This window comes from Prevotella nigrescens, from assembly GCF_031191185.1.
In the GTDB taxonomy this organism is placed as follows: domain Bacteria; phylum Bacteroidota; class Bacteroidia; order Bacteroidales; family Bacteroidaceae; genus Prevotella; species Prevotella nigrescens.
Window position 1 is genome coordinate 105,013 of sequence record NZ_CP133465.1, and the last position, 26,392, is coordinate 131,404.

16 protein-coding genes are annotated in these 26,392 nt (G+C 39.2%); 5 read left to right on the forward strand and 11 right to left on the reverse strand.

Annotation, left to right across the window (positions count from 1 at the left end):
• Positions 1-7 precede the first annotated feature (7 nt).
• From murD to mraZ, 7 genes are all read right to left on the reverse strand, one after another.
• A complete protein-coding gene (gene murD / locus RDV52_RS02560; RefSeq protein WP_004367299.1) occupies positions 8-1,339 on the reverse strand; it encodes a UDP-N-acetylmuramoyl-L-alanine--D-glutamate ligase in 1,332 nt (443 codons plus the stop codon).
• Positions 1,340-1,414: 75 nt separating this feature from the next.
• Complete coding sequence (locus RDV52_RS02565; RefSeq protein ID WP_004367297.1) at positions 1,415-2,686, reverse strand: phospho-N-acetylmuramoyl-pentapeptide-transferase; 1,272 nt, start codon at positions 2,684-2,686, stop codon at positions 1,415-1,417.
• 37 nt (positions 2,687-2,723) lie between these two features.
• Positions 2,724-4,193, reverse strand: coding sequence for a UDP-N-acetylmuramoyl-L-alanyl-D-glutamate--2,6-diaminopimelate ligase (locus tag RDV52_RS02570; RefSeq protein ID WP_004367296.1), 1,470 nt, complete (start codon positions 4,191-4,193; stop codon positions 2,724-2,726).
• Positions 4,194-4,246: 53 nt separating this feature from the next.
• Positions 4,247-6,400 carry a penicillin-binding protein gene (locus tag RDV52_RS02575; protein ID WP_004367294.1) on the reverse strand — a complete coding sequence of 718 codons (2,154 nt, stop codon included), beginning with the start codon at positions 6,398-6,400 and terminating at the stop codon, positions 4,247-4,249.
• A gap of 6 nt (positions 6,401-6,406) precedes the next feature.
• Positions 6,407-7,060, reverse strand: a complete 654-nt coding sequence (locus RDV52_RS02580) for an FtsL-like putative cell division protein (RefSeq protein WP_004363011.1) — start codon at positions 7,058-7,060, stop codon at positions 6,407-6,409.
• On the reverse strand, positions 7,061-7,996 hold the full coding sequence (gene rsmH / locus RDV52_RS02585; protein ID WP_004363012.1) for a 16S rRNA (cytosine(1402)-N(4))-methyltransferase RsmH: 936 nt from the start codon (positions 7,994-7,996) through the stop codon (positions 7,061-7,063).
• A gap of 11 nt (positions 7,997-8,007) precedes the next feature.
• Positions 8,008-8,481 carry a division/cell wall cluster transcriptional repressor MraZ gene (mraZ, locus tag RDV52_RS02590; protein WP_004363013.1) on the reverse strand — a complete coding sequence of 158 codons (474 nt, stop codon included), beginning with the start codon at positions 8,479-8,481 and terminating at the stop codon, positions 8,008-8,010.
• Between the two features lie 284 nt (positions 8,482-8,765).
• Between mraZ and RDV52_RS02595 the strand changes: the two genes are divergently transcribed.
• Both RDV52_RS02595 and RDV52_RS02600 read left to right on the forward strand, forming a co-directional pair.
• Positions 8,766-9,581, forward strand: a complete 816-nt coding sequence (locus RDV52_RS02595) for a hypothetical protein (RefSeq protein ID WP_004367292.1) — start codon at positions 8,766-8,768, stop codon at positions 9,579-9,581.
• Positions 9,582-9,635: 54 nt separating this feature from the next.
• Positions 9,636-10,652, forward strand: a complete 1,017-nt coding sequence (locus tag RDV52_RS02600; RefSeq protein WP_004367290.1) for a GNAT family N-acetyltransferase — start codon at positions 9,636-9,638, stop codon at positions 10,650-10,652.
• A gap of 413 nt (positions 10,653-11,065) precedes the next feature.
• On the opposite strand, the gene RDV52_RS02605 is transcribed toward RDV52_RS02600, so the two are convergent.
• The 3 genes from RDV52_RS02605 to upp all read right to left on the reverse strand — a co-directional run bounded on the left by RDV52_RS02605 (position 11,066) and on the right by upp (position 17,530).
• Entirely contained in the window at positions 11,066-13,258 is a 2,193-nt protein-coding gene (locus tag RDV52_RS02605; RefSeq protein WP_004367289.1) for a glutamine synthetase III family protein, read from the reverse strand.
• 810 nt (positions 13,259-14,068) lie between these two features.
• The gene (locus RDV52_RS02610; RefSeq protein WP_004367287.1) at positions 14,069-16,231 is read right to left on the reverse strand and encodes a helix-turn-helix domain-containing protein; all 2,163 of its coding nucleotides are present in this window, start codon (positions 16,229-16,231) and stop codon (positions 14,069-14,071) included.
• Between the two features lie 639 nt (positions 16,232-16,870).
• Positions 16,871-17,530, reverse strand: a complete 660-nt coding sequence (gene upp / locus RDV52_RS02615) for a uracil phosphoribosyltransferase (protein WP_004363024.1) — start codon at positions 17,528-17,530, stop codon at positions 16,871-16,873.
• A 285-nt stretch (positions 17,531-17,815) separates the two neighbouring features.
• Here upp and pckA point away from each other — a divergent pair, with 285 nt between their 5' ends.
• On the forward strand, positions 17,816-19,429 hold the full coding sequence (gene pckA / locus RDV52_RS02620) for a phosphoenolpyruvate carboxykinase (ATP) (RefSeq protein ID WP_004367281.1): 1,614 nt from the start codon (positions 17,816-17,818) through the stop codon (positions 19,427-19,429).
• 491 nt (positions 19,430-19,920) lie between these two features.
• On the opposite strand, the gene RDV52_RS02625 is transcribed toward pckA, so the two are convergent.
• The gene (locus RDV52_RS02625; RefSeq protein WP_050793645.1) at positions 19,921-22,737 is read right to left on the reverse strand and encodes a M16 family metallopeptidase; all 2,817 of its coding nucleotides are present in this window, start codon (positions 22,735-22,737) and stop codon (positions 19,921-19,923) included.
• 662 nt (positions 22,738-23,399) lie between these two features.
• Here RDV52_RS02625 and RDV52_RS02630 point away from each other — a divergent pair.
• Together RDV52_RS02630 and RDV52_RS02635 are read left to right on the forward strand one after the other, a co-directional pair.
• Positions 23,400-25,247, forward strand: a complete 1,848-nt coding sequence (locus tag RDV52_RS02630) for a sulfatase-like hydrolase/transferase (RefSeq protein ID WP_004367277.1) — start codon at positions 23,400-23,402, stop codon at positions 25,245-25,247.
• Positions 25,248-25,273: 26 nt separating this feature from the next.
• Entirely contained in the window at positions 25,274-26,392 is a 1,119-nt protein-coding gene (locus tag RDV52_RS02635) for an acyltransferase family protein (protein WP_050793644.1), read from the forward strand.

The window sequence follows — 26,392 nt, forward strand, 5'->3', positions numbered from 1 at the left end:
TGTGCACTTATAAAGCATGGACGAGAGATTTGAATTGTTCGCCGCGGTCTTCCATGTTCTTAAACAAGTCGAAACTTGCGCAACATGGACTTAACAGTACTGTGTCGCCAGGTTTTGCCATAGCGTAACAGGCCTTGACACAATCTTTCATTGAGTGAGTATCGTGTACAGGAATGCCCAATTCATCGAAATTATCGTGCAATTTCTTGTTGTCTGCGCCGAGATATACCAAACCTACGCATTTCTCTTTTATCAGGTCTTTTATTGGGTTATAATCGTTGCCCTTGTCTTTTCCACCGATAATAAGAATTGTTGGTGTCTTCATACTTTCTAACGCATACCAACAAGCATCTACATTAGTAGCCTTTGAATCGTTGATATATTGTACACCGGCAACCTTACATACTTTTTCTAAGCGATGTTCTACGCCGGGAAAATCGCTTAAACTTTTGCGAATATTCTCTTTTTTTATACCACTGATATTCGATGCAATGCCGGCAGCCAAAGAGTTGTATATGTTGTGTTTACCCGTAAGCGACAATTCTTCTTGCTCCATATTGAACGGGGTAGGCTGTTCGAGTGTGTATTGTCCTTCTTCAATATATCCGATACTTCCTTTTTCTTTGAGTTCAGAGAAAGGATATTGTACTGCTTTTACATCAAACTTCTCCAGTTCTTTCTTGATTACTGGGTCATCGTTCCAATAAATAAAGCTGTCTTCGTGCGTTTGATTTTGAATGATACGCATTTTTGCATCGGCATATTTCTCAAACTTATTGTCGTAACGGTCTAAATGGTCGGGGGTGATGTTCAGTAAAATAGCGATATTTGCGCGGAAATCATACATGTTGTCGAGCTGGAAACTACTGAGTTCTATTACATAATACTCATGTGGTTCTTCTGCAATTTGCAATGCCAAACTTCTACCTATATTTCCTGCTAAGCCGACATCGTATCCTGCATCTTTAAAAATGTGGTAAATAAGGCTTGTAGTGGTTGTCTTGCCATTACTCCCTGTTATACAAATCATTTTGGAATGGGTGTATCTGCCTGCAAATTCAATTTCACTTATAATGTGCGTACCCTGCTCGATTAGTTTTTTCACCATGGGAGCTTCTTTCGGAATGCCGGGACTTTTTACAACCTCGTCGGCATTCAGAATTTTGCTTTCCGTGTGTTGTCCCTCTTCCCATTCTATATTGTGGGCGTTGAGCAGTGTCTTGTATTTATTTTTGATGGCAGACATATCTGAAACAAAAACCTCGAAGCCTTTTGCTTTTGCCAATACGGCTGCACCTGCGCCGCTTTCACCTGCTCCTAATACAACAATTCTTTTCATATTATTCTTCTTTTATTGTCATTTGCAAGGATGTTGCCCTTGCGATTGTATTGTTTTGGTTGTACTTTCTCGCCGTTATCTTATCTTCAGGGTAATGATGGTCAGTGCTGCTAAGATAATGGTTACTATCCAGAAACGAATAGTAATCTTGCTTTCGTGCACTGGCGTATGAGGAGTCTTGATGAGATATTTACATTCAGGATCTAATTGATTATCTTGTGTTCTAAAGCTGTCGTGAATGGGCGTACGTTTAAAGATGCGTTGTTTTACACCCTTGTGTTTGCCTAATTTGAAGTAATAGACCTGCATTATCACACTTAAACTCTCCATAAAGAAGATGCCACATAAGATTGGTAACAGTAATTCTTTGTGAATGATAATGGCACCCACAGCAATGATACCACCGATGGTAAGACTCCCTGTATCGCCCATGAACACTTGTGCCGGATAAGCATTGTACCAAAGAAAACCAATTAGAGCACCAATGAAAGCCATAAAGAAAACAACTAACTCCTCGGAGCCTGGAATATACATTATGTTTAAATAGGCTGCATATTCTATATGGCTGCTGACGTAAGCTAAAATTCCTAATGCCACACCTATAATGGCAGAGTTCCCGGCACACATTCCGTCCATTCCATCGTTCAAATTGGCTCCGTTTGAAACGGCAGTTACTACGAAGATAGTCATAAAAACAAACAAAATCCAGCCTGCTGCCGTTTTGTATTTGTCGCAAAACGACATAATTTCGGAATAGTCAAGGTTATGGTTTTTAATGAATGGAATGGTAGTCTTAAGCGTCTTTTCTGCCTCTTTCCCATGTTTCACTACGATTTCCTTCCCATTATTGTTGTGCATTTCCAAGTTGATATTCGACTTAACATCTGGCGATGCCCATAGAACTAAGCCCACAATCAGGCCGATGGTAAATTGTCCAACAATCTTGTATTTACCTTTCAGTCCATCTTTATTATGTCTGAAAATTTTAATGAAATCGTCCATTCCACCGAGAAATCCAAGCCAAATCGTAGTAATCACCATTAAGATGAGATAAATGTTACGTAAACGACCTAAAAGCAATACAGGAATAAGCAATGCGACAATAATAATTATACCGCCCATCGATGGAACACCTATCTTCTTTACACCGAATGGGTCGATACTTGCATCACGCTGCACCTCTGTAATCTGCTTTCTTTTCAGATACTTTATAAATCTCTCGCCAAACCATGCAGAGATTACCAAGGCAAAAATCATTGCCATTATTGCCCGAAAGCTAATATACCCCCAAAGATGGGAACCACTGATGCCGAACTGGTCGAGCCAACGAAAGATGTAGTATAACATAATGTATTTATTTTAAGATAGGCTTTTGTTCGCCCAATTAACCATGTGTTTGTAATCCGAAAATCTCACGCACCACTTCGTGATCATCAAAATGATGTTTTACACCGTTTATTTCTTGGTAAGTCTCATGTCCCTTGCCAGCAATAAGAATAACATCGCCTTTTTGTGCCATCATGCAAGCCGTGCGGATAGCTTCTTTTCTATCTACAATAGAAATAACTTTCTTCTTTTGCGCACTATCGAGTCCTGCCAACATATCATCAATGATAGACTGAGGGTCTTCATTGCGTGGATTATCGCTTGTAAGAATAACTTTATCGCTATGTTTTACAGCTTCAAGTGCCATAAGTGGTCGTTTTCCCTTATCACGATTACCACCCGCACCACAAACTGTAATAACATGTCCTCCTTTTCCTTCAAGAACTTCATGTATAGCCAGTAAAGTATTTTCTAAGGCATCGGGTGTATGCGCATAATCTACAATTGCTGTATAACCATCGGGCGAAGAAATAGGTTCTAATCGTCCGTTTACACTTTTCAATGTACTAAGTGCAACTAAAATATCCTCAGCTTTCTTTCCTAACATTATTGCGGTTCCGTAAACTGCCAATAAATTGCTTACATTAAACTTGCCAATGAACTGTACGCCTACTTCTTTTCCGTCTATTTCAAGGTACATTCCTTCGAAATGGCATTCTAAAATGTGAGCACGGAAGTCCGCCATACGCTTAATAGAATAAGTTTTTATTTGCGCCTTACAGTTCTGTACCATTATCATGCCGTTTTTATCATCGGCATTGGTAATGGCAAATGCGTCTTTATCCAAGTCGTCGAAGAACATCTTCTTTGCATTGCGATAATTCTCAAACGTTTTGTGATAATCTAAATGGTCGCGTGTTAGGTTTGTGAATATTCCGCCTGCAAATTTCAATCCTCCAATACGACGCTGATGAATAGCATGGCTCGAACATTCCATAAAAGCATATTCGCAACCTTCTGCAACCATTCTTGCAAGTAATTCGTTTAATTCTATTGGATCTGGAGTTGTATGATCTGCCGGTATAGCTTTATCGTCAATGTAATTGCATACGGTAGAAAGCAGCCCGACTTTATATCCAAATTTGCGAAACATATTATATAATAAGGTGGCAACGGTTGTTTTTCCGTTTGTACCAGTTACTCCAACAAGTTTTAGATGACGAGATGGGTCTCCATAAAACATAGTTGCAACCTTACCAACCGAATCTTCTGTCGATTTAACTTTTATATAGGTAACATTGTCTCCAATAGGTTCTTCTGGCATATCTTCCAATAAGATAGCAGTAGCACCTAACTCTATTGCTTTCTTTATGAATTTATGCCCGTCAGTTTGAGTACCTTTTATGGCAACAAACATTTGTCCTTGTTCTATTTTGCGACTATCGATATTGATACCTTTAATATCTATGTCTGTATTACCAGTTATGCTTAATGGCTTTACATATTTAAGCAAATCGTTTAACCTCATATATCTTGTTTCTTTTTTATTTATTTTTACTTATTGGCATATTCGTTAAGGGTTTATGCAAAACGAAGTTTACAAACCATACCTTGTTTTATTTTCTCACCTGGTACAAGCGATTGTTCTATCACTCTGCCACGTCCAGACATTATAACTTTTATACCACAGTTTTCTAACAAGTATATCGCATCGCGTGCTCCCATATTGTGTACGTCAGGCACATGTCGTTTATTAATATTCTTTTCTTCCGAGAGTGTTATTCCGTTCTTACCTGTTTTTGCAAATCCCCAAATGTTATTGCCGAATGGATAGGCACCATTCCATCCGTTTTTAACATTAAAACCGAGAGAAGAAAGCACATAATCGGTTGCTAAAAGATTGCCACTCTTTACCAATGGAATAAGCGATGCTGAAGAGTCTCTTGCATCAGACACATTCAGCTTTAAGTTCTGTGCCATTATACCTTCTGCGATATTATGAAAAACAACACCGCTCATTCCACCTCCCGATGCAGGTAAGCCTGACTTTTGTATACATACAATGCAACTATATCGTGGTGCGTCGGCAGGAAAAAAACCTGCAAAACTCAATAAATAGTCAGTTACTCCAGTCTTGTATCCTGCTACACCTTTCGACATCTGTGCTGTACCAGTCTTACCTGCTACGGAAAATTTATCGGAACCAGCCTTTTTTCCTAACCCTTCTGATACTACTTCTGTCAGTATCCTACGTATCTGTGTAATGGTTGATCCCTTTGCAATTCGTTCGCGTTGTATTATCGGAGGATATTCAACTAATGCAGTTCCATCTTTCACAACTTTCTTAACAAAGCGCGGGCGCATCATTTTTCCACCATTTGCGATTGCATTGTAGAAAGTTAATGTAGAAATCGGAGGAACTTGCGTCTCATATCCAATACTCATCCACGGTAAAGCTGTATTGCTCCAGTTGATATATTGACCGTGTTTATTTTTCTTCGGCATACGAATCTTAGCAGGAGAATAGCCCGTGATAGGAATTTGCAAGTCATCGGCTAAACCTAAATTGTAGATTCCTTGTACGAACTTCTCTGGATTTTTATGGTAGAAAGTGTCTATAATTCGGCTTACACCAATATTGGAACTATACTTCAGGCACCATGGTAATGTTAATGTTCCGTAGCCTCCACGTCTCCAGTTGTGGTCTTTCATATCTCGCCCGTACATAGTCCATACACCACCACCAGTTTCTACAGTGTACATTGTGTCTACCACATTATCGTCGAGCGCAACCATCATAGATGCAGTTTTGAAAACAGACCCTGGTTCGAGCAAATCGCTTACGGCATGGTTCTTGATTTCTCGGTATTGCCCATCTTCGCATTTATCAAGATTTACGATAGCTTTGACGTCTCCTGTCGCAACTTCCATAACAATGGCTACGCCTACGTTACCATTTATCTCTTGTAATTCGTTGAGCAACGCCCTTTCGGCTAAGTCTTGAATGCCAACATCTATGGTTGTAACAATATCAGAACCATCAACTGGTGGAATTTCTGTAATGCTAAGATATTTATTACGGATTTTCCGACGATTTTCTATACCATTTGTTCCTCGCAGAATACTGTCAAACGAAAGTTCCAATCCACATCGGGCTACATCTTTTGAACCATAAAGATCGCCAACAGTACGTTGCGCAAGAGAACCAAATGGACGTCTGCGTGCATTAAATTCTTCTTCGTGGAATCCACTTTTAAATTTATTGTACTTAAAGACAGGAAGTTTCTTAACCTCCTTATATGTGTTATAATCGATACGATTTTTCCAAATAGGGAAATGTCGTCTTTCTTCTTTTAATCCATTTAGCAGGTCTTGTTTAAACTTTCCTGCGGTCTTCTCTGGGAAAAGTTCATTTAAGCCTTTACAAATGTAATTTATACTGTCAACAAAAGCAGTATCTTTCCCTGACTCTTTAAGTGTTTTAAAATCGATGTATATTTTAAATTCCGGCAACGAACTAGCCATAAGTTCTCCATCAGAACTTAGTATGTTGCCACGTGTAGGCAAAATAGGTACATTATCTTTCTTCTGTTTTGCTGCGACTTCTAACCAGTAATTCTTTTGAACAATCATAATGTATACAGACTTCGCAACAACAGCTATGGCAATAAGGCTCATAACAAGTGCTATGAGCGAATATCGTGGCATAATATTTTTACTGTTAAACTTGCTCATTATCTTTTATTTTGCTGGTACGTTAATGATAAATGGAGGACGTGATGGAATTTTTAAAATGCTGTCTTTGTTTGTTTTCAGAATTTCTAATACATGACTTTCCCGCGAACGTTCTGTTAGTTGACTGCTGCTCGATAAAGCTCTATATTTTGCATCTGACAGTTCTGTTTGAAGTCTATCTATCTCTATTAAATCTTTCTGAACACTATAGCGATTTGATATATAGATAATAATGAAAAATACAATAAGCACAATGAGACCAATATTGTTTCTTAAGAAATGGGCAGAAAAAATATCTCCACCAAGTATTTTCTTTAAGGTGAAGTTGCTTGCAAGTGGTCGTTCGTCTTCTCGTGCTTGGTCTTCAATTGCATTTTTCAATATCTGCTCTTCCTCTTCTATTTTAGAATTTACAGCCTTTTCTTTTTTCTCAAAATTCTTTTTCCTTTTTGAGTCTTTATCATCTTTAATGTTCCTGTCGTATGAGTCTTTTGTAATTTCTAATTCTATCTCAGAGCCATTCATTGCTACAGAATCAGCAGTCTGATCAGATAATATCTTTATCTCATCAGTCTCGTCTTTCTGACGTTCTCTTATTGTGAAGATGGGTTTTGCCCCAACTTCTGGCGTCTCGTTATTTTCTGTAAGTTTGTCGTTCATTTATCTTTTTTCTGCTATTCTTAGTTTTGCGCTGCGACTTCGTGAATTTCTCTCTTGCTCTTCGTTGCTTGGTACTATCACCTTATTATTTATTAATTTAAATGGTGCATTGATATGTCCAAAAAAGTCTTGTTCTATCTTACCTTCAATATTTCCCGATTTCATCACATTCTTCACGAGCCGATCTTCTAATGAATGGTAAGTAATAATGGCAATTCTACCACCAGGCTTCAATACTTCTGACGCACTGTTTAGCATTTCTTTCAAGGCAATCATTTCTTGATTAACCTCTATGCGTAAAGCCTGAAATAGTTTAGCCATCTCTTTTTTCTCTCGCTCTCGCTTAAAAAGAGGTTCAACAACGGATTGAAGATCCCTTGTTGTAAGTATAGGTGCTTTCTCCCTGCTGTTTACAATCGCTGCAGCAACCTTATACGAATTTTTAATTTCTCCATAAAGATAAAACATATCAGCAAGTTGCTGCTCGTCGTATTCTTGTAAAATGTCTGCCGCAGTCTTTTGTGCCCGTATGTTCATACGCATATCAAGTGGAGCATTAAAGCGGAAAGAAAATCCTCTGAATTCATCGTCGAGATGATGACTGCTAACTCCCAGGTCTCCTAATAACCCATCTATTTGTTTTACGCCATAATAGCGTAGCCAATTAGCAAGATACCTGAAGTTAGAACGTACGAATGTAAAGTTTTCTGGTTTCTTGCCATCACTGTTCAGTTCGTAAATATTCCGTTCAGCATCGGCATCTTGGTCGAAGCTATATAAGTGTCCGTTCTTGCTTAGACGCGAAAGAATTTCTTTGCTATGTCCACCACCACCAAAAGTAATGTCTACATAGATGCCATTTGGATTGATGTTCAAACCATTAACACTCTCGTAAAGCAAAACTGGAACATGATATGTCTCAGCGGTTTTAACCATCTCTTTCTAGATTATTTTTCTGTGATGAGTGCCTTTGTTCTTCCCGAATCTCCCATAATAGTTTCTAATGCTTCGCTAAAATCGTCTGGGGCAAGGAACGCCCCTTCGTCTTCGTTGTTCCAAATCTCAATGCAGTCGTCCATGCCAATGAATTTGATTTGTTGGTTGATGTTAGCCATTTTTAAATATCGTTTTGGTATCAGGAAACGACCATTTCCATCAAGCACGATAGTTTCAACATCCGATACAAATTGACGATATACCATCTGGTCGCGTTTGTTCCAACGATTTAGATGATTACGGAGATTATCGAGCATTTTATTCCACACAGACTGAGGGTAGATAACCAGGCAAGGTTGGAAAACATCTTTCTTCATAATCAACGATTCTTCGCCAGATGTATTCAAAATCTTGCGGAAAGTGGCTGGTAAAAAGGCTCTCCCCTTAGTATCAGTCTTGGCTTCTATACTCCCTAAAAATCGCATGCGTACTTTTTATATCTAAAATCCGCTCCAAAGTTAAGCAAAATTCCCCACATTCCACCCCTTTGCTCCACAAACTTTGTTTCATTCTCTTATTTTTAATATATTTAACGTAAGTGTATTGTATCTGGAAAGCTGAGACGCAACCTGTTTGTCTGTATTTTAATACAGAAATTAATACTATAAGATATTTTTTTTATAAAAAAGTGGGCTATGTCAAAAGGTTTAATTACATTTGCATTCGATTTGAGAACTCGAAGAACTTAGGAAGCACATAGAGACACAGTATGGAAAAGACCATTGATATCCAAAAGATATTGTACGGGAAGATGGGTTCAAAGGCAAAGTTTGTTCCTCGTTTTCTGATTAATTGGATTAGAAATCTTATCCACGAAGACGAGGTTAATCAATTTCTATGGGAGAATAGAGATAAAACTGGTACAGAATGGCTTACCGAATGTGTACACTATCTGCAAATGACACTCGAAATAGAAGGCTTAGAGAATTTACCCGATAAAGGCGATGGTAAACTTTATACTTTTGTCTCTAATCATCCTCTTGGCGGACAAGATGGGGTTGCATTAGGTTCTATCATTGGTAAGCATTACGATGGAAAATTTCGTTATCTTGTTAACGACCTTCTGTTGAATTTACCAGGTCTTCAACCTGTTAGCATTGGAATAAACAAGACGGGCAAACAAAGTAGAGACTTTCCGCGCATGGTAGAAGCGGGATTTAGTAGCAACAACCACATGTTAATGTTCCCTGCGGGATTGAATAGTAGAAAGCAAAATGGTGTGATTTCTGATTTGCCTTGGAAAAAAACATTTATAACGAAGAGTGTAGAGTACCACAGAGATGTAGTGCCTATCCATTTTAGTGGGCAGAACTCTGAACGATTTTATAGAATAGCCCATTTCAGCGATAAATACATAAAGAAAGTAAATCTTGCAATGTTCTTTTTAGTCGATGAAATGTATAAGAATGTTGGTAAAACCTTTCGAGTTAGTTTTGGAAAACCTATTCCATGGCAAACTTTCGATGATAGGAAAACACCAATAGAATGGGCACAATTCGTAAGAAACAAAGTATATGAACTTTAAAAGTCCATTTGTTCTAAAATAGTGCGAAATGAGCGATGCTACAAAAGCAATGATATGAAGGAAGAAGAAATTATCCAGCCAGTCAGTAAAGAACTTTTAAAAAGCGAACTTACTCCCGACAGATTACTGAGAGTTACAAATAAAAGTCATAATGACATATATGTGTTCTCGGCAATCGATGCGCCAAATTTAATGGACGAAGTAGGAAGGTTGCGCGAAGAAGCTTTTCGGAATGCCGGTGGAGGTACAGGAAAAGCTAAGGATATCGATGAATTTGATTTAATGCCAGATTGTTGCAAACAACTTATAGTCTGGAATCCTGATAATGAAGAGATTATTGGTGGTTATCGATATGTATTTGGTGCTGATTGGAAACTTGGAAAAGACGGGCAGCCTATTCTTGCTACCAGCCACATGTTTCATTTTTCTGATAAGTTCCTGAAAGAATATGCTCCTTATACCGTTGAACTGGGGCGTTCTTTTGTATCTTTGGGTTACCAGAATGTTCGTGAAAACTCTAAAAGTATTTTCGCTCTCGATAATCTTTGGGACGGATTAGGTGCACTTACCGTCTTAAATCCAAATTGTAAATACTTCTTTGGAAAAGTAACTATGTATCCATCGTATATTCGTAGAGGACGTGATATGATACTTTACTTTCTAAAAAAGTTTTTCGATGATAAGGAAAATCTTATTATTCCGATAAAACCGCTTAAAATAGAAACTCCATCTTCCGAATTCGAGTCATTGTTTAATGCTTCCTCTTTCAAAGAAAACTATCGCATATTAAACAGAGAAATTCGTAAGTTAGGTTTCAATATTCCTCCTTTGGTAAATGCCTATATGAATCTTTCTCCTACAATGAAACTTTTTGGAACAGGCATAAATAATGGGTTTGGAGATGTAGAAGAGACAGGTATTCTTATTGCCGTTGACGAAATATTCGAGGAAAAACGTGTACGGCATATTGAAAGTTTTGTAAACGCTCACCCCGAAGCTCTCAATATAACCAGTGGAGCAAATAATCTAATCTATAAAGAAAAGGATAGTAACTCTGATTTCGATAAATAAAAATTAGGAATTTATCGTTTCGCTCATTTATATTTTATTCAGCGAGAAAATAGAATTGCGTTTTTATTCGGCTGACGGTGATTAATAAGTACAGGAAACCATGTCTTTTTTCCTCATCTTGTTATATACATTTTTTCTTGCGGAAGAATGTTTTATTATCTTTATGACAAGAGCATTCAGTGCGAATTATATAGTCCTAAAAACTTTAATTACAAATCCCCGAAATTCTAATTATAATTTTTGATTTTATAATTAAAATTTCGGGGATTTGTAATAAGAACTTTTCTTCCACTTCCTCGATGATGTTTTCCTTTGTTGTTTGTTTTGTTTTTCGTGAATATTTTGTTCCGAAAACTTCAAGGGAAAACTCCTTTCAGTTTATCTTCTTTGGGGAAGGATTATTTAGTGCGGTTTTATCGAATAAATAAGAGCTCTCTATATTTGGGCAACGTCCACATTTCGTCGCTTACAATCAGCTCGAGTTTATCTATCTGATAACGTATTTCCTCCATCTGTGGAACAATGTCATCGTGATAAGCAATGGCTTTCTCTCGCTGACTATCTATCTTGTTTGCAACTTTTCTTGCCTCGATAAGTTCATCAACTCCTGTCTCTATGGTCTGAATGCGTTCTGCTATTTCTTTTAAAATCTTAATATTACGTTTGGTTATGCGTTCGCCTTCCTCTTTTCCAAAGATGTTTATCATGGAGCTTACGTTCTTTGCCAATCTGCTTTGGTAGTGAGTAACAACAGGAATGATGTGGTTCATTGCCAAATCGCCCATGACGCGTGCTTCTATCTGTATTTTCTTTGTATAGGTTTCCCATTTTACTTCGTTGCGCGCCTCTAATTCGCTACGAGTCATTACGTTCATTTGCTCGAACATTCGTACGGAATCATCGTGTAAATAGGCATCGAAACATACAGGGCAACTTGCTTCACAATCCAAACCTCTTTTTGCTGCTTCTTCTTTCCATTCTTCACTATAACCATTTCCATCGAAATGTATAGGTTTGCAAATCTTAATATCTTCGCGAACAACTTCTATAATAGCACTTGTCTGGTCTTCTCCCCGACTGATTAGTGCATCTACACGTTGTTTAAAGTTTGTCAGAGCTTCTGCAACAGCAGTATTCAAGACAATAAGTGCCGACGCACAATTGGCTTCTGAACCTACAGCACGCAGCTCGAACCTATTTCCGGTGAAAGCAAATGGCGAAGTACGGTTGCGGTCGGTATTATCTATCAACAATTCTGGAATTTCAGGAATGTCGAGTTGCATTCCTTGTTTTCCTTTCATGCTGAACAAATTCTTTTTATCGGCTTTTTCTATATGTTCCAACAAATCGGAAATTTGCTTACCAAGGAATGATGATATAATGGCTGGTGGTGCTTCATTCGCTCCCAAACGATGGTCGTTTGTAGCACTCATGACCGATGCCTTTAATACACCATTATGTTTATAAACTCCCATTAAAGTCTCTACAACGAATACGACGAAGCGTAGATTATCGTTTGCATTTTTGCCATTTTTGTGTAATAAAATTCCTGTATCGGTAGATAAGCTCCAGTTATTATGTTTTCCTGAGCCATTAATACCGGCAAAAGGTTTCTCGTGCAGTAGCACGCGGAAACCATGGCGATGTGCAACTTTCTTCATGACTGCCATTAATAGCATGTTATGGTCTACGGCCAAGTTGCACTCTTCAAAGATAGGTGCAAGCTCAAATTGTCCCGGTGCAACCTCGTTATGGCGAGTTTTAACAGGAATTCCGAGTTCCAATGCACGTATTTCGAGTTCTTTCATGAATGCTTGCACACGTTCAGGGATAGTCCCGAAGTAATGGTCTTCCATTTGCTGGTTTTTAGCAGAATCGTGTCCCATTAATGTCCTGCCAGTCAGCATAAGATCAGGACGGGCAAAATAAAGATCCTCATCGACCAAGAAGTATTCTTGTTCCCAACCTAAATTTGTATGGACCTTTTTTACATCGGAATAGAAATACTGGCAGACTTCTTTGGCTGCATTATCTACCGCACGTAAAGAACGTAGCAATGGTGCTTTATAGTCGAGCGATTCTCCTGTGTATGAAATAAAAATTGTAGGGATACAAAGGGTGTCGTCTATGATGAAAACCGGACTTGTTGGATCCCAAGCCGAATAACCTCGTGCTTCAAATGTGTTGCGAATACCACCAGATGGAAAAGAGCTGGCGTCAGGTTCTTGTTGTACAAGTAATTTTCCTGAAAATTCTTCAATCATTCCGCCTTTACCATCAGGTTCTATAAACGAATCATGTTTTTCTGCGGTCCCTTCTGTTAATGGTTGAAACCAATGCGTATAATGTGTGACACCATTATCTTCCGCCCATTTTTTCATTCCGTTGGCTACGCCATCAGCAATGGAACGGTCAAGACGTTCGCCATTTTCCATAACATCCATCATTTTGTTGAAAATGTCTATCGGAAGATATTTAAACATCTTTTCGCGGTTAAACACATATTTTCCGAATAATCCTGATGGACGCTGCTCTTTTGGAATTTCTAACTCTACGGGACGTTTTCTAAAAGCCTCTTTTACTACCTCAAATCTTAAGTTATCCATACTTATTTTTCTTTTAGCAAGTCATTATGATGCAAAAATAACCATTTAGTCGGAGTTTGCAAAATAATTATAATATTTTGATGGCTTTTTATAATAGAAAATAAGATAGGTCATTTTTATTTATTGTTCTTTGTATAAAAGAGGCGGTAGTTATATAATCTTTAAGAGTGTTCCTGCAATATGGGGTAAGGCTATATTTCGTTTTGGTTGGAGTGTGTTGTATATGTAATTCTGCTTCTACAAAATCTATATGATTTTCCATTATATATATTAATGTGTATTACTCTTCATTCTATTTTCTGAATTATAATTTTGAATAAAAAAATAGCCTATATTTACTCACGCAAACATAGGCCTTGCCACTTAACTAAATAACTCAAAAAATTACTTGACTCAATTCTCATCAGTGCATCTTCTCACGAAGACATACTAACTAACATTTGTTTGACTATTAACTTACTAATAACTATTTTGTATATTTGTAATCAAGATTTATCTCATAAGATGGTGCAAAGGTATAGATAAAAAAAAGTATTACCAACTATTTAGACGTCTTTTTTTTATGGAATTATGAAATTTTATGACTATAATTTTGACTCAAACGATGTTTTTGTTCTCTATTTCTAATAAATATAGCTGCATTTACCATTATTTACTATCTTCTAATGCTGATATGTTCTCTTTTTCTTGTAACCTTTGTGGAATATCTATGACAAAAGTATTATTATATGAAGGCTTTTTAGATGTTTCGAGACGTTTACGTGTAGATGATTTCACCTTGTTACAAGGACTTTTAAGTACAAAAGACAATTATTTTGTCTTTTCTTTCTCCGCCAAAACTAAAGTAATATCGTTGTAAGTTACATCGGGCGGGCATGCATCTTTAATATATTTTATACCTTCGTTGGGCGGAAGATTATTTGCTATGTGCCGAATGGTTGTTATTTTCTTTTCTTCTACAAAGTCGGTGGCTTGTAAATCACCACTTCTGACATACTTTGCAATATGATTTACGATAGTCTGCAGCGTTAGACCGCGTTCTTTAGCAATGGCTTTTAGGTTCATTCCTGCCTTATAAAGTTTGTAGCTTATGGTATGTGTGGCTTCTTTTTCCTTTTTATCAGCCTTTGTTTTACGTTTTTTATTGCGTTGTTTTGCTACATTTTCATCGCCCATTGATATTAAAATAGCCTCTTGTTTGCATTTAAGATAATGACTTGTGCTAAAGTCTTCCGTCATCATATCTTCCAACAACAATAATTTTGCTATTCTATTTTGTTCAAGATCAGCAATATTGTTGTCTATGCGTTTAATTGCTTCTTTGTTTTTACTTTCAATTCCTTTGGTTTGTTCTATCTGTTCTGGAAATATATTCGAAAGCTCATTGTAAAAATATTGTGCACTGTTCTTTATTCTATTTAGAAATTCTGGATTATGTAGTTCTGCTGTTGGAATACCTTTTATGAATAGTGTCCATTTCGTAGAAACGTTGAGAATGCGTTTTTGTAAATCTGTAAGTGTTGTTTGATGAAGTGCAATTAGTTTGGCGTGCTTATGAAAATATTCTACTAAAGTTCTAAAAAGAGCTGATTCGGCAGTAAATATTTCGTTAAAGTTGAATAATTCCAGCAGCATCAACCTGTAATATTCTTCTTTTAGCAATGGTAAATTCTTGATGCTTTCAACAGCCCGCATATTTTGTTGAGCAATATAGCTATCTACTCTTGCATCGTTGATAACTGCATTTTTGTTTAGTGTTGAAGCTAACACTAAACCTTCTAACGAACGGCATCTACTTAATGCAACATAAACTTGTCCAGATGCAAAAGCTTGTTGTGCATCTATTATTGCATGTTCAAAAGTAAGTCCTTGGCTTTTATGAATGGTGATAGCCCATGCCAATCGTAATGGATATTGTGTGAAAGTTCCTAATACTTCGCCTTCTATTTGTTTCGTTTGTTCGTTGAGCGTGTAACGCGTGTTTTCCCAAGTTTGTGGTTCAACTTCTATTGCTTCGTCCTCGTTTGGACAAGTTACTACGATTTTCTCTTTATCAATATAAGTAATTCTCCCAATTTTGCCGTTATAATATCTTTCGGAACGGTCGTTATGTATAAACATTACTTGTGCGCCACACTTTAATGTCAATTCATAGTCGGCTGGATAACTATTTTCGGGAAACTGTCCTTCTGTTCGTGCGCAAAATTTATATGCTTTCTCTTTAATCTGTTCTAATTGTCTATCGTTTATATTATCGGCAATGCGATTGTGAGTTGTCAGATGTATGTAATCGCTATTTTTGCCGGGATTGAAATTTGCTTGATAACGTTTATTTAAAATTTCAAAATCGTTGTCGGTTACATTGCCATTTCTAAAATGGTTCAATATGTTTATAAAAACTTCGTCTTGTTGTCTGAAAACTTTTGTCAGTTCTATTGTTACATATTGTGTACTTTGCAGTGCTTTGGAATCGAAGAAATAAGGTGTATTGTAATAGCGACTTAATAGTTTTTCTTCTTCCGGTTTCACTATAGGTGTAAGTTGTTGTAAATCTCCAATCATTAAAAGTTGCACTCCGCCAAATGGTTTGTTATGTTCTCTGAAGCGACGAAGTATTGAATCGATAGCATCGAGAATGTCAGCGCGAACCATACTTATCTCATCAATAATGAGCAAATCGAGCGTTCGCATAATTTGTCGCTTCTGTTTGCTATATTCAAAGCGTGGTTTTACCATACTTTCGGGAACGAAAGGCGACAGGGGGAGCTGGAAAAAGGAATGAATGGTTACACCATTCGCATTAATGGCAGCAACTCCAGTAGGTGCTACCACTATCATTCGTTTCGTGCTGTGTTGTTTTATTGCACGTAGAAAGGTTGTTTTTCCCGTGCCTGCCTTTCCTGTTAGGAAAATGCTGATGCCTGTGTGTTCTACAAAATCCCATGCATTGCGCAATTCGGTGTTCTTTTCCATTATTTTGTGGTATGGATATTATTCAGCAAATTTAAGAAAAAAGTATAAGAACAGCAAATTTGTATTGACGAAAATCAATTAAATTGATGAATGATAATAAAACAGCTAATATTGTTTATTCTCATCTTTATTTCTTGTCTAAAATGCGATATGCTTGTACCTTTGCACACGTAATAGGAAATAAGAACAGACCAAAGCATTCAAGATAATTCAATAGGTAAAAGGAAGAGGTAAAAGAGATTTTCAGGATTACATAATTTGGAATTGACTGGATAACAGGTCTGGAGAGGTAAAAAAGATAGTTGATTAGTTATTATTATAGAGTAAATAGTTTTAGTTAGTTGATGATTTGAGAAAGTAGAAAGGTGGTGTTTCGTGAAGCGAGGCGCCACCTTTCTGCATGTAAATTGCGAGTCGAAGAAATAATAATAATAAATTTTATTTTTCTAATTATAAAATTTTATCTTTTAATTAAAATTTTCGACGATTCTTATTAAAAAAGATTGATGGTTATAAAGAGTGGAGCAGAAGTTAATTACATTGATTTTTTAGCGTAACCAGTAGTAGTGAATATATTTTAAAAAAACGGACTTGCAATAGTTTATAGAACCTAATTGCAAGTTCGTTTTTAGTTAGCTTTCATAGCTTTTCTCCATAACATAAGTCACCGGCATCGCCAAAACCGGGAACAATATATTTGTGTTCGTTCAAGCCTTCGTCTATTGCACCGCACCAAATAGTAGTATTACTATCAGGAAAAGTCTTTTTTATATGTTCTATTCCTTCTGGAGATGCTATTACGCAAGCAACGTGAACATGCCGTGGCGTACCTTTAGACAGTATTGCCTTGTAGCCAAGTTCCATTGAACCACCTGTTGCCAACATTGGGTCGGCTATAATTAAAGTTTTACCATCTATATTAGGAGTTGCCAAATATTCTACGTGAATGCCCACTTCGTGGTGTTCCTTATCTTTATATTCCCTGTATGCACTTACGAAAGCATTGCCTGCATGGTCGAAGATATTGAGGAAGCCATTGTGGAAAGGAAGTCCTGCGCGGAAGATAGTGGCGAGCACAATCTTGTCGGTAGGCACGTTTATTTTTGAAATGCCCAGCGGAGTCTGTATTTCCTTCGTTTCGTACTGAAGTGTTTTAGAGATTTCGAATGCTTCGAACTCTCCTATTCGCATTACGTTGTTGCGGAAGAGGAGACGGTTTCTCTGGTAGTCCTTGTCGCGGATTTCTGCCATGTACTGGTTTACAATGGAGTTCTGTTCCGAGAAGTTAATGATTTCCATTTTTTCTTTATTATAGTCGGGTTATACAGGACGATAGTTTTTCATACGTCCAAAATTTCGGCAAAATTAAGAAATAAGTTTAGCATTTGCAACGTCTGAATAGCAAATATCTTTCAGTAATAATATTTTTTATATTCTTTAACCTTATAGCAATGTTATCGTTGCATTTTTTATATTTATGATTTTGCATTGCATCATAAAATTATTACCTTTGCGGTGTGTTTTTAAGGTAAAATTGTTACAAGATACGGATATTAATTTCAACATAATTTTATATTATAACAAATGGCAAAATTTGATAAGAGCGTACTTGCGAAGTACGGCATTACAGGTACAACAGAAGTACTTTACAATCCTTCTTACGAAGTATTGTTCAATGAAGAAACAAAAGAAGGTCTGAAAGGTTACGAGGTTGGTCAGGAAACAGAACTTGGTGCTATCAACGTAATGACGGGTATTTATACCGGTCGTTCTCCTAAGGATAAGTTCATCGTTGATGATGAAACTTCTCACGATACAGTATGGTGGGATTCAGAAGAATACCACAACGACAACCACCGCGCTACAAAAGAAGCATGGGCAGCTGTAAAGGACATCGCCAAGAAAGAACTTTCAAACAAGCGTTTGTTTGTAGTTGATGGTTTCTGCGGAACTCACAAGGACACACGTATGAAGATTCGCTTCATCATGGAGGTTGCCTGGCAGGCTCATTTCGTAACAAATATGTTCATTCGTCCAAAGAACGAGGCTGACTTCGATCAGGAACCAGACTTCGTTGTTTACAACGCTTCCAAGGCAAAAGTTGAGAACTGGAAAGAACTTGGCTTGCATTCAGAAACTGCTGTTGTGTTCAACGTAACTTCTAAGGAGCAGGTTATCATCAACACTTGGTACGGTGGCGAAATGAAGAAGGGTATGTTCTCTATGATGAACTACTTCCTGCCATTGAAGGGTATAGCTGCCATGCACTGCTCAGCAAATACCGATATGAACGGCGAGAACACGGCAATCTTCTTCGGTCTTTCTGGTACAGGCAAGACCACACTGTCTACCGACCCTAAGCGTAAGCTTATTGGTGACGACGAACACGGCTGGGACGACAAGGGTGTATTCAATTTCGAAGGTGGTTGCTATGCGAAAGTAATCAACCTCGACAAGGAATCAGAGCCTGACATTTACGGTGCCATCACACGCGACGCTCTCCTTGAGAACGTAACAGTAGACAAGAATGGCAAGATAGATTTCGCTGACAAGAGCGTAACCGAGAACACTCGCGTTTCTTATCCTATCTACCACATCAAGAACATTCAGCGTCCAGAGTCTCAGGGTCCGGCTGCAAAGCAGGTAATCTTCCTTTCTGCTGATGCTTTCGGTGTACTTCCTCCAGTATCAATCCTCGATTCTGAACAGACAAAGTACTACTTCCTTTCTGGATTTACAGCTAAGTTGGCAGGTACGGAACGCGGCATCACAGAGCCTACTCCTACATTCTCTGCTTGCTTCGGTCAGGCTTTCTTGGAACTTCACCCAACAAAGTATGCTGAAGAACTGGTTAAGAAGATGCAGAAGAGCGGTGCCAAGGCTTACTTGGTGAACACGGGCTGGAACGGAACAGGCAAGCGTATCTCTATCAAGGATACACGCGGTATCATCGATGCTATTCTGAACCACTCTATCGACGCAGCTCCTACAAAGCAGATACCTTACTTCAACTTCACTGTTCCTACGAAGTTGGAAGGCGTTGCGACTGAAATCCTCGACCCACGCGATACATACGCTGATGCAGCACAGTGGGAAGAGAAGGCCAAAGACCTTGCTGGTCGCTTCATAAAGAACTTCAAGAAGTACGAAACGAACGAAGCCGGCAAGAAGCTCGTAGCAGCTGGTCCACAGCTCTAATATATATAAGGTGTAACGAACGGACATATATTAAGATGTAACGAAGGCACCTTATTAAAACTTTTAAACTCACCTTTGCGTATCGCGGAGGTGAGTTTTTTTGTGTCCAAAAGAATGCATTGCAACGAAAGCATTAGTTAGCGTGAGTCGGGCGAATTATCAATGCACGGGGTCATCGTGTTTCAATCTTCAGAATACCGTTATTCACGGGGTCAGAGAACAGCTGTGTCTATGTGCTCCGAAACGCCATTCGTCGTAACCCTGTTGCGACGATTGCCGTAACTCCGTTGCAATTTTAGGAGCTGTTCAGAAGCGGGTTGCCTTCGAACCCACATCATTTTAATTTCATCGAACTGACATTATTTTTGTTAGAGTTTTGCAGAGGTCTCGGAACAGAAAAAGCCCACGATTGCAACGGCAATCGTGGGCTTTTGTATGATTGAATGTGTTATAGCACAAGTCTTACGCTTGCAAGACTTGCGCAACGGGTTTTATTTTGCCGGTGTCATCACCACTTCTACGTGGTTGCCGGCAGCGAGCAAGCCTTTCAGGAATGCTGCAATCTTCTCCGGAGTCAGGGCCTCAACGGCAGCCTTGTAGCCGGTTTGAATATCTACACCCAATGTGATATACTCGTTGAGAACATTTATCCAGTGATCATTGCTCTTTGCGCTGATGTCAGCCTGCTTGAGCATAAAGTCTTTAACCTTCTGTAATTTGTCAGCATCAACCTTTACACTGTTGTTCTTAATACCTTCGTTGAGAAGCTTAACAGCAATTTCAGCCTTCTTAGGATCCATCGGGCACTGTGCCTGAACAATGGCAAAGGTCTTGTCGGCTGCCTGATTCAAACCGCCACTTGCACCTACCGAATAGGCTGCTCCTTGGTCTTCGCGAATGTCCTTCAAGTAAACCATAGACAATACTTGGGCTGCAGCGTCTACAAGTACAGAGTTCTCTAAAGTGTACTTCATTGGCTGATGCCAGAACTCGAAGCTCATTGCCTTTGGAGTCTCTGACTTGAAGGTGAAATGGTTCTCAACTTTGCCCTTAGCGAGGCCTGGAATTTCCTTCCAGTTCTCTGCCTTGCCCTTTGGCAGACAGCCGATATACTTCTCGATAAGTGGGCGGAGAGTAGCCTCGTCGTAGTTTCCAACGAAGTAGTAAACGAACTGACCAGGGTTGGCATAGCGTTCTTTCCATATCTGGATTATGCGGTCGTAATTCACGCCTTTGAGTGTGTTCACTGAAAGAGGGGCATTGCGAAGCTCGTGATTGTAGAGCGTAACCGTTGCAGAGTCGCCAAATACACTTTCAGGAGAAAGGTTTTTATGCTTCAAAAACTCTTCGTACTGCTTCATGAGTGCGTTGAAAGCCTGCTCGTCTTTTGTTACATTGGTTAATTTGAGATAAACCAACTGCATCATGGTTTCAATATCCTTCGGTATGGACTGGCCGTCTATATATTGATAGTATGTACCGAGCGACAAGTTTGCACTTGCCTGTTTGCCATAAAGAGCCTTTATTAAGTCTTGTTTAGAGAAGTTTCCAAGACCACTATTGGCTATTACAGAATTGAACAACTTAAGATTGTCGAAGTCTGCCTTGCCATACAAGCTGCTTCCGCCCTTGGCTGTAGCGTAGAAACTTATGTCGTTGGCTTGGAAGTCGGTCTTCTTTAAGATAACGCGAGCACCGTTGCTCAATGTAAGTTCCTTGTAGCCGAGCTTCTTGTTCTCTGTTTCCTTCACTATCTTGCCAGCTTTTGGCAACTTCTTAACGTCCAGCAATGGTTCACTCTTTACATTATCAACGTATGGAGTAATCTTTTCTGCACGCACTTCCTTGATGACTTGTGCCATCTGTGCTTCTGTAATGTTTGCCTTTCCAGGCTTGTCCTGTGCGAAGATGTAGACAACGAGGTTGCTGTCCTTGTCCGAAATAAGCTCTTTGGCATACTCGTTCACTACCTGATAGTTCAGTGCAGGCATCTCAACGAGCTGCTTCATAATCTTGTATTCGTCTTCCTTGCTTGGTATTGGCTCGTTCTTCAGGAAGTGGTCGCGCAGTTCGTCGCCGTATTCGCTGTTGGTTGTCTTGTCGCGATTGGTATAATCAGACTCGATTTGTGAGAGATACTCCTGCTTTGTACGTTCAAATTCAGTTGGCGTAAATCCGTATTGGCGTACACGTTGAGCCTCGCGATAGATGGCTTTTAATGCTTCCAAGTCCTTGCCTTCCTTGGCAGAGCCCCCCAAGTTGAATGCTTCTTTTGTGCTTGAAAGCATATAGTTGCCGTCATAACAATATGCCATGGTGAAAGGACAGTCGGCTTTCTGCTTCATTTCGCTGAAACGTTGGTTTAGCATCATGGTTATCATGGTCTTCATATAGCTGTCAATGTAATATGCCTGACTTGTTTTCATTTCGTCAGGGAATACGTCGTGCTTCATCATGATGCCGATAGTAGTGTTCTGCATCTCCTTATCCTTGTCGAAGACATAGATGGCTTGTGCGTTGTCTTGCACCGGAAGCTTCGTTACCTGGGCTGCGTTGGCAGGAACTTTAGCATTAGCCCACAGCTTCTTAATCTGTGCTTCGATGTGGTCTACGTCTACATCGCCCACAACGATGATACATTGATTGTCCGGACGATACCATTTGTGATAGTAATCACGGAGAGCTTGATACTTGAAGTTGTCTACCACGCTCATCAAACCGATAGGCAAGCGAAGTCCGTACTTGTTGTTAGGATAGAGCTTTGGCAACGAACGGTCGTAGATACGCATCATAGCATTCTGTCCTAACTGCCATTCTTGGTGAATGACACCACGTTCCTTGTCTATTTCCTTGTCGTCGAGTGTCAGACCGTTCGACCAGTCTTTCAAAACCAACAAGCAAGAATCGAGTGCTGTCTGACGCTTTGTCGGAACGTTGCTGATGCGGTAAACAGTCTCTTCGATAGAGGTGTAAGCGTTCAAATCGCTGCCAAACTGCACGCCGAGTGAGCGTGTAAACTCCAACAGAGTAGAGTCTGGAAAGTGTTCGGAACCATTGAATGCCATGTGTTCAAGGAAGTGAGCCAAGCCACGTTGTGGTTCTTCTTCCTGAATAGAGCCGACACGCTGTGCAATATAAAAGTTTGCTACGTGTTCTGGCCAGTTGTTGTGCAAGATGTAATAAGTCAGCCCATTGCTGAGTTTACCCTGCCTCACGTTCTTATTCATAGGAATAGACCCAAACTGCTGTGCGTTTGCCATTCCTGCAACAAAGAACAAGGCTGCAAAAAGGAAATGTTTTAGTTTCATTTTATAAGTTAGATTAAAAATATTGTTTACTAAGTTGCACAAAGGTACTTATTTTCCTATAATAATTCAGCATTTTTCTTATATTTCTATGGTTGTCTTGTTAAATATAGAGAAAGTCATTGCTATTTTGTCTTTCTTTTATGTTTCCCACTTCATCGGTAACTAATAAAATCTTTGTACAGCACAGAATATTTATCATTAGTAAGGATTTTGTCTGATGGAACGAGCCGATTACTTTATACATTCCGCTCTTATAGTTCTATTTATACCTGTATATAATACGACTTTCAACGGACTTTTGCAAATTATCTAAGCTTAGATAGAAGTTTCTCTAAGCTTAGATACAAATCTACTAAAGCTTAGATACAAATTTATCAAAGTTTTGAGAAATTAACTTGATGCCTATATAACGAATATGGGGCATAGAGAAAATAAAACGGAACTGGTAAATAATTATGATTTCATCGGTATATTAGTCGCAAATTGCACAAGGTATTGATTTCTAACTATAGTTATTCCACCTTATTATATATATGGGTAAAGGAAACAGAGATAATGGTAAAACTCATGGGAACTGATACTGCAAACATAAAGCAGATAATTAATTGCTAAAACTTGATTAATCTTTTTTTTTGCCGTACCTTTGCCACAAAGTATAGAAGATGACTGTTTTAAAAGTTATAGCCAAAGTTTTAGAGGAAGTAAGTCTGCCTATTAGGAACAATTTTTGCTTTTTCTTCTTTATGTATCTCGTTGGTATTGTTGTTTCGTATGCGGAACTTCCTGCTAACAGAGAAGATGCATCGGTATATGGAAACCTTTGGTTAGAACTGTTTTTCGACCTCTACATCATTTGTATTTTACTTTCGCTGATACCTAAACGTGTGCGTTGTTGGCTGACTGGAGCATTTTATGTAGTAGCCTACACCACAAGCATAGCCGATCTTTTTTGTTGGGTGAAGTTCCAATCGCCCTTAAATCCGTCAATGTTACTGTTGGCTGCAGAAACCGATAAGCGCGAAGCAAGTGAATTTCTAAGTAGCTACATCAATTCAGAAGTGCTTACATCGAGTGTCGGATTGCTGTTGCTTATAGTTGTCGTGCATTGTTTGTTTGCAGTGTGGAATATTTATCGCAGACGGAAAAACATAAGACTTCCAATGTGGATAGGCATATTGAAAGACAAAAGTGCCTGTTTTATCGGGCTAATCGCACCCTTTTTGCTTGTAATATCGGCTGTTTCGTCTTTCCACAATAAACGCGAGATGGTGCAGATGTTCTCGTTAAAGACGATAGGTGCAGTAGAACACGAACTTACTACACCTGATTGTGCTGTATTTTACACACCTGTCTATCGACTTGTATTCAGTCTTTATGCCAACCATTTGGCATCGCAACAAATAGACAGGCTGGTAGAAGCGAAAGACCATGCGACCGTTCAAGGTTGCACTTTCGATGCAAAGAACATAGTTTTGATTATCGGCGAAAGTCTCGGACCTCACCATTCGCAGCAGTACGGATACTTTATGAAGACTACGCCACACCAAGTTGCGCTGGAGAAATCGGGGCTTCTCATACCTTTCACCGACGTAGTAGCACCGTGGAACCTTACGAGTTTTGTTTTTAAAAACATCTTTTCAATGCACGTTGTTGGTCAGGAAGGCGAATGGTGCGACTATCCGCTCTTCCCACAATTGTTCCGCAAGGCAGGCTATCATGTGTCTTTCATCACCAATCAGTTCCTTCCGCAAGCCAAAGAAGCCGTCTACGACTTCAGTGGAGGCTTTTTCTTGAATAATAAAGAACTGTCGCAATCGATGTTCGATACTCGGAATACACGCTTGCATACCTACGATGAAGGATTATTGACCGACTATGACAGCAGGCTGAAGGCAGAAAACAAGGAACACAACCTGATTATATTCCACCTGATAGGTTGCCATGTGTCGTACAATCGGCGCTATCCAGCGGATAGAAAGCATTTTAAAGCATCAGATTATAAGCAGAAACGCCCGGAACTAACGCTGCAACGGCGTTATATGGTGGCACACTACGACAATGCCGTGCTGTACAACGACTCGATAGTAGACCAGATAGTGAGACGTTTTGCCAATGAAGAAGCTGTGGTAATCTATATGCCCGACCACGGTGAAGAGTGTTTTGAAGGCAAACGAGACATTATATGCCGCAACCATTCTGCCAAGATTGATTACGACTTAGCACGCTACGAATTCCGAGTTCCATTCTGGATATACTGCTCGCCCAAATATATAAAGAGGCACCCAGAAGTGTTTGCACAAATAAAAGCAATAAGGCATAAACGTTTTATGACCGATGCTTTACCCCATCTGCTGCTCCATTTAGGTGGTATAAAGGCGAAAGACTATCACGGCGAATACGATATTCTGAGTCCACAATACAACGAGGAGCGTCCACGAATACTTAAAAACACGACTGATTACGACGACCTGGTGGTTGCACATAAACGAAAAACTGCGATGAAACCGTAGATTATTGACGTAAGAAAGTAATATACATGGATAGTAGAACGAACAAAACAATAAGTCGAAGAGCAGTGGGGAAGATGTTAAATCGCACAGAATGCAACATCTTGCGCGGCATTGCCATTGCCGGTATAGTGCTTCATAACTACTGTCACTGGCTTCGCCCCATCGTAAAAGAGAACGAATACCAGTTCAATCAGCACAATGTGGACTGGTTCAACAACATTATGGCGCACAGTTTCACCGAGCTGACGTTTTTTCATCTGCTTTCTTTCTTTGGTCATTACGGCGTGCCCATCTTCCTTTTCTTGTCGGCTTACGGCTTGGTAATGAAATATGAATCGGGCAATGGCACCGCAAATCAGCCGAGCACATATCGCTTTTTACGCTTCCATTGGCTGAAACTCTTCCGTATGATGATAGTGGGCTTTGCCGTATTCGTATTGATTGATGCAATAACTGCGGGGCAACACCATTACGAAGTGATGGACATTGTGGCACAAATGGGCTTGTTCAACAACCTTCTGCCCAATCCCGACGACATAATATGGCCTGGTCCTTATTGGTTCTTCGGCTTAATGCTTCAACTATACATCGTTTACCGCTTGTTCTTGTACAGAAAGGGCTGGACGTGGGTGGTGTCTTTCATTGTTGTTTGTACCATCATCGAATTGCTGTGCGACCCTAATGGCGAACCATTAAACCGTTGGCGATATAATTTTATTGGTGGAATGCTGCCTTTTGGTTTGGGTTTGCTCTGCGCAAAGTATATGCGAGACGTGCCTTTGCGTATTTACGGAGCAACGTTTATAGGCTCGTTGCTCTTCATTCGGTCTGGTAGTAACTACTTTTTTACATGGCTTTTCGTGCCAATGTTTGTGTGTTTAGCAAGTATCAGCTTTGTAAAACTGCTTTCGTATTGGAATCGGTGTTATCCCAAATATACTTTTGGGGTGGCAAAAACGTTTGAATGGTTAGGTGTTATATCAGCAGCACTGTTTATTTCGCACCCTATTACACGGAAAATAACTATTCCGATATCGCGTAGTGGAGATTATTGGACAGGACTGTTACTCTACATTATTACTTCTGTTTGTGTCGCTTGGCTGTTCAAAGAAATAATGAAACGTGTACCATCGCCAAAACTTTGA

Coding starts and splice junctions, on each gene's coding strand:
- murD (WP_004367299.1), bottom strand. CDS start 1,339: ATGAAAAGAATTGTTGTATTAGGAGCAGGTGAAAGCGGCGCAGGTGCA.
- RDV52_RS02565 (WP_004367297.1), bottom strand. CDS start 2,686: ATGTTATACTACATCTTTCGTTGGCTCGACCAGTTCGGCATCAGTGGT.
- RDV52_RS02570 (WP_004367296.1), bottom strand. CDS start 4,193: ATGAGGTTAAACGATTTGCTTAAATATGTAAAGCCATTAAGCATAACT.
- RDV52_RS02575 (WP_004367294.1), bottom strand. CDS start 6,400: ATGAGCAAGTTTAACAGTAAAAATATTATGCCACGATATTCGCTCATA.
- RDV52_RS02580 (WP_004363011.1), bottom strand. CDS start 7,060: ATGAACGACAAACTTACAGAAAATAACGAGACGCCAGAAGTTGGGGCA.
- rsmH (WP_004363012.1), bottom strand. CDS start 7,996: ATGGTTAAAACCGCTGAGACATATCATGTTCCAGTTTTGCTTTACGAG.
- mraZ (WP_004363013.1), bottom strand. CDS start 8,481: ATGCGATTTTTAGGGAGTATAGAAGCCAAGACTGATACTAAGGGGAGA.
- RDV52_RS02595 (WP_004367292.1), top strand. CDS start 8,766: ATGGAAAAGACCATTGATATCCAAAAGATATTGTACGGGAAGATGGGT.
- RDV52_RS02600 (WP_004367290.1), top strand. CDS start 9,636: ATGAAGGAAGAAGAAATTATCCAGCCAGTCAGTAAAGAACTTTTAAAA.
- RDV52_RS02605 (WP_004367289.1), bottom strand. CDS start 13,258: ATGGATAACTTAAGATTTGAGGTAGTAAAAGAGGCTTTTAGAAAACGT.
- RDV52_RS02610 (WP_004367287.1), bottom strand. CDS start 16,231: ATGGAAAAGAACACCGAATTGCGCAATGCATGGGATTTTGTAGAACAC.
- upp (WP_004363024.1), bottom strand. CDS start 17,530: ATGGAAATCATTAACTTCTCGGAACAGAACTCCATTGTAAACCAGTAC.
- pckA (WP_004367281.1), top strand. CDS start 17,816: ATGGCAAAATTTGATAAGAGCGTACTTGCGAAGTACGGCATTACAGGT.
- RDV52_RS02625 (WP_050793645.1), bottom strand. CDS start 22,737: ATGAAACTAAAACATTTCCTTTTTGCAGCCTTGTTCTTTGTTGCAGGA.
- RDV52_RS02630 (WP_004367277.1), top strand. CDS start 23,400: ATGACTGTTTTAAAAGTTATAGCCAAAGTTTTAGAGGAAGTAAGTCTG.
- RDV52_RS02635 (WP_050793644.1), top strand. CDS start 25,274: ATGGATAGTAGAACGAACAAAACAATAAGTCGAAGAGCAGTGGGGAAG.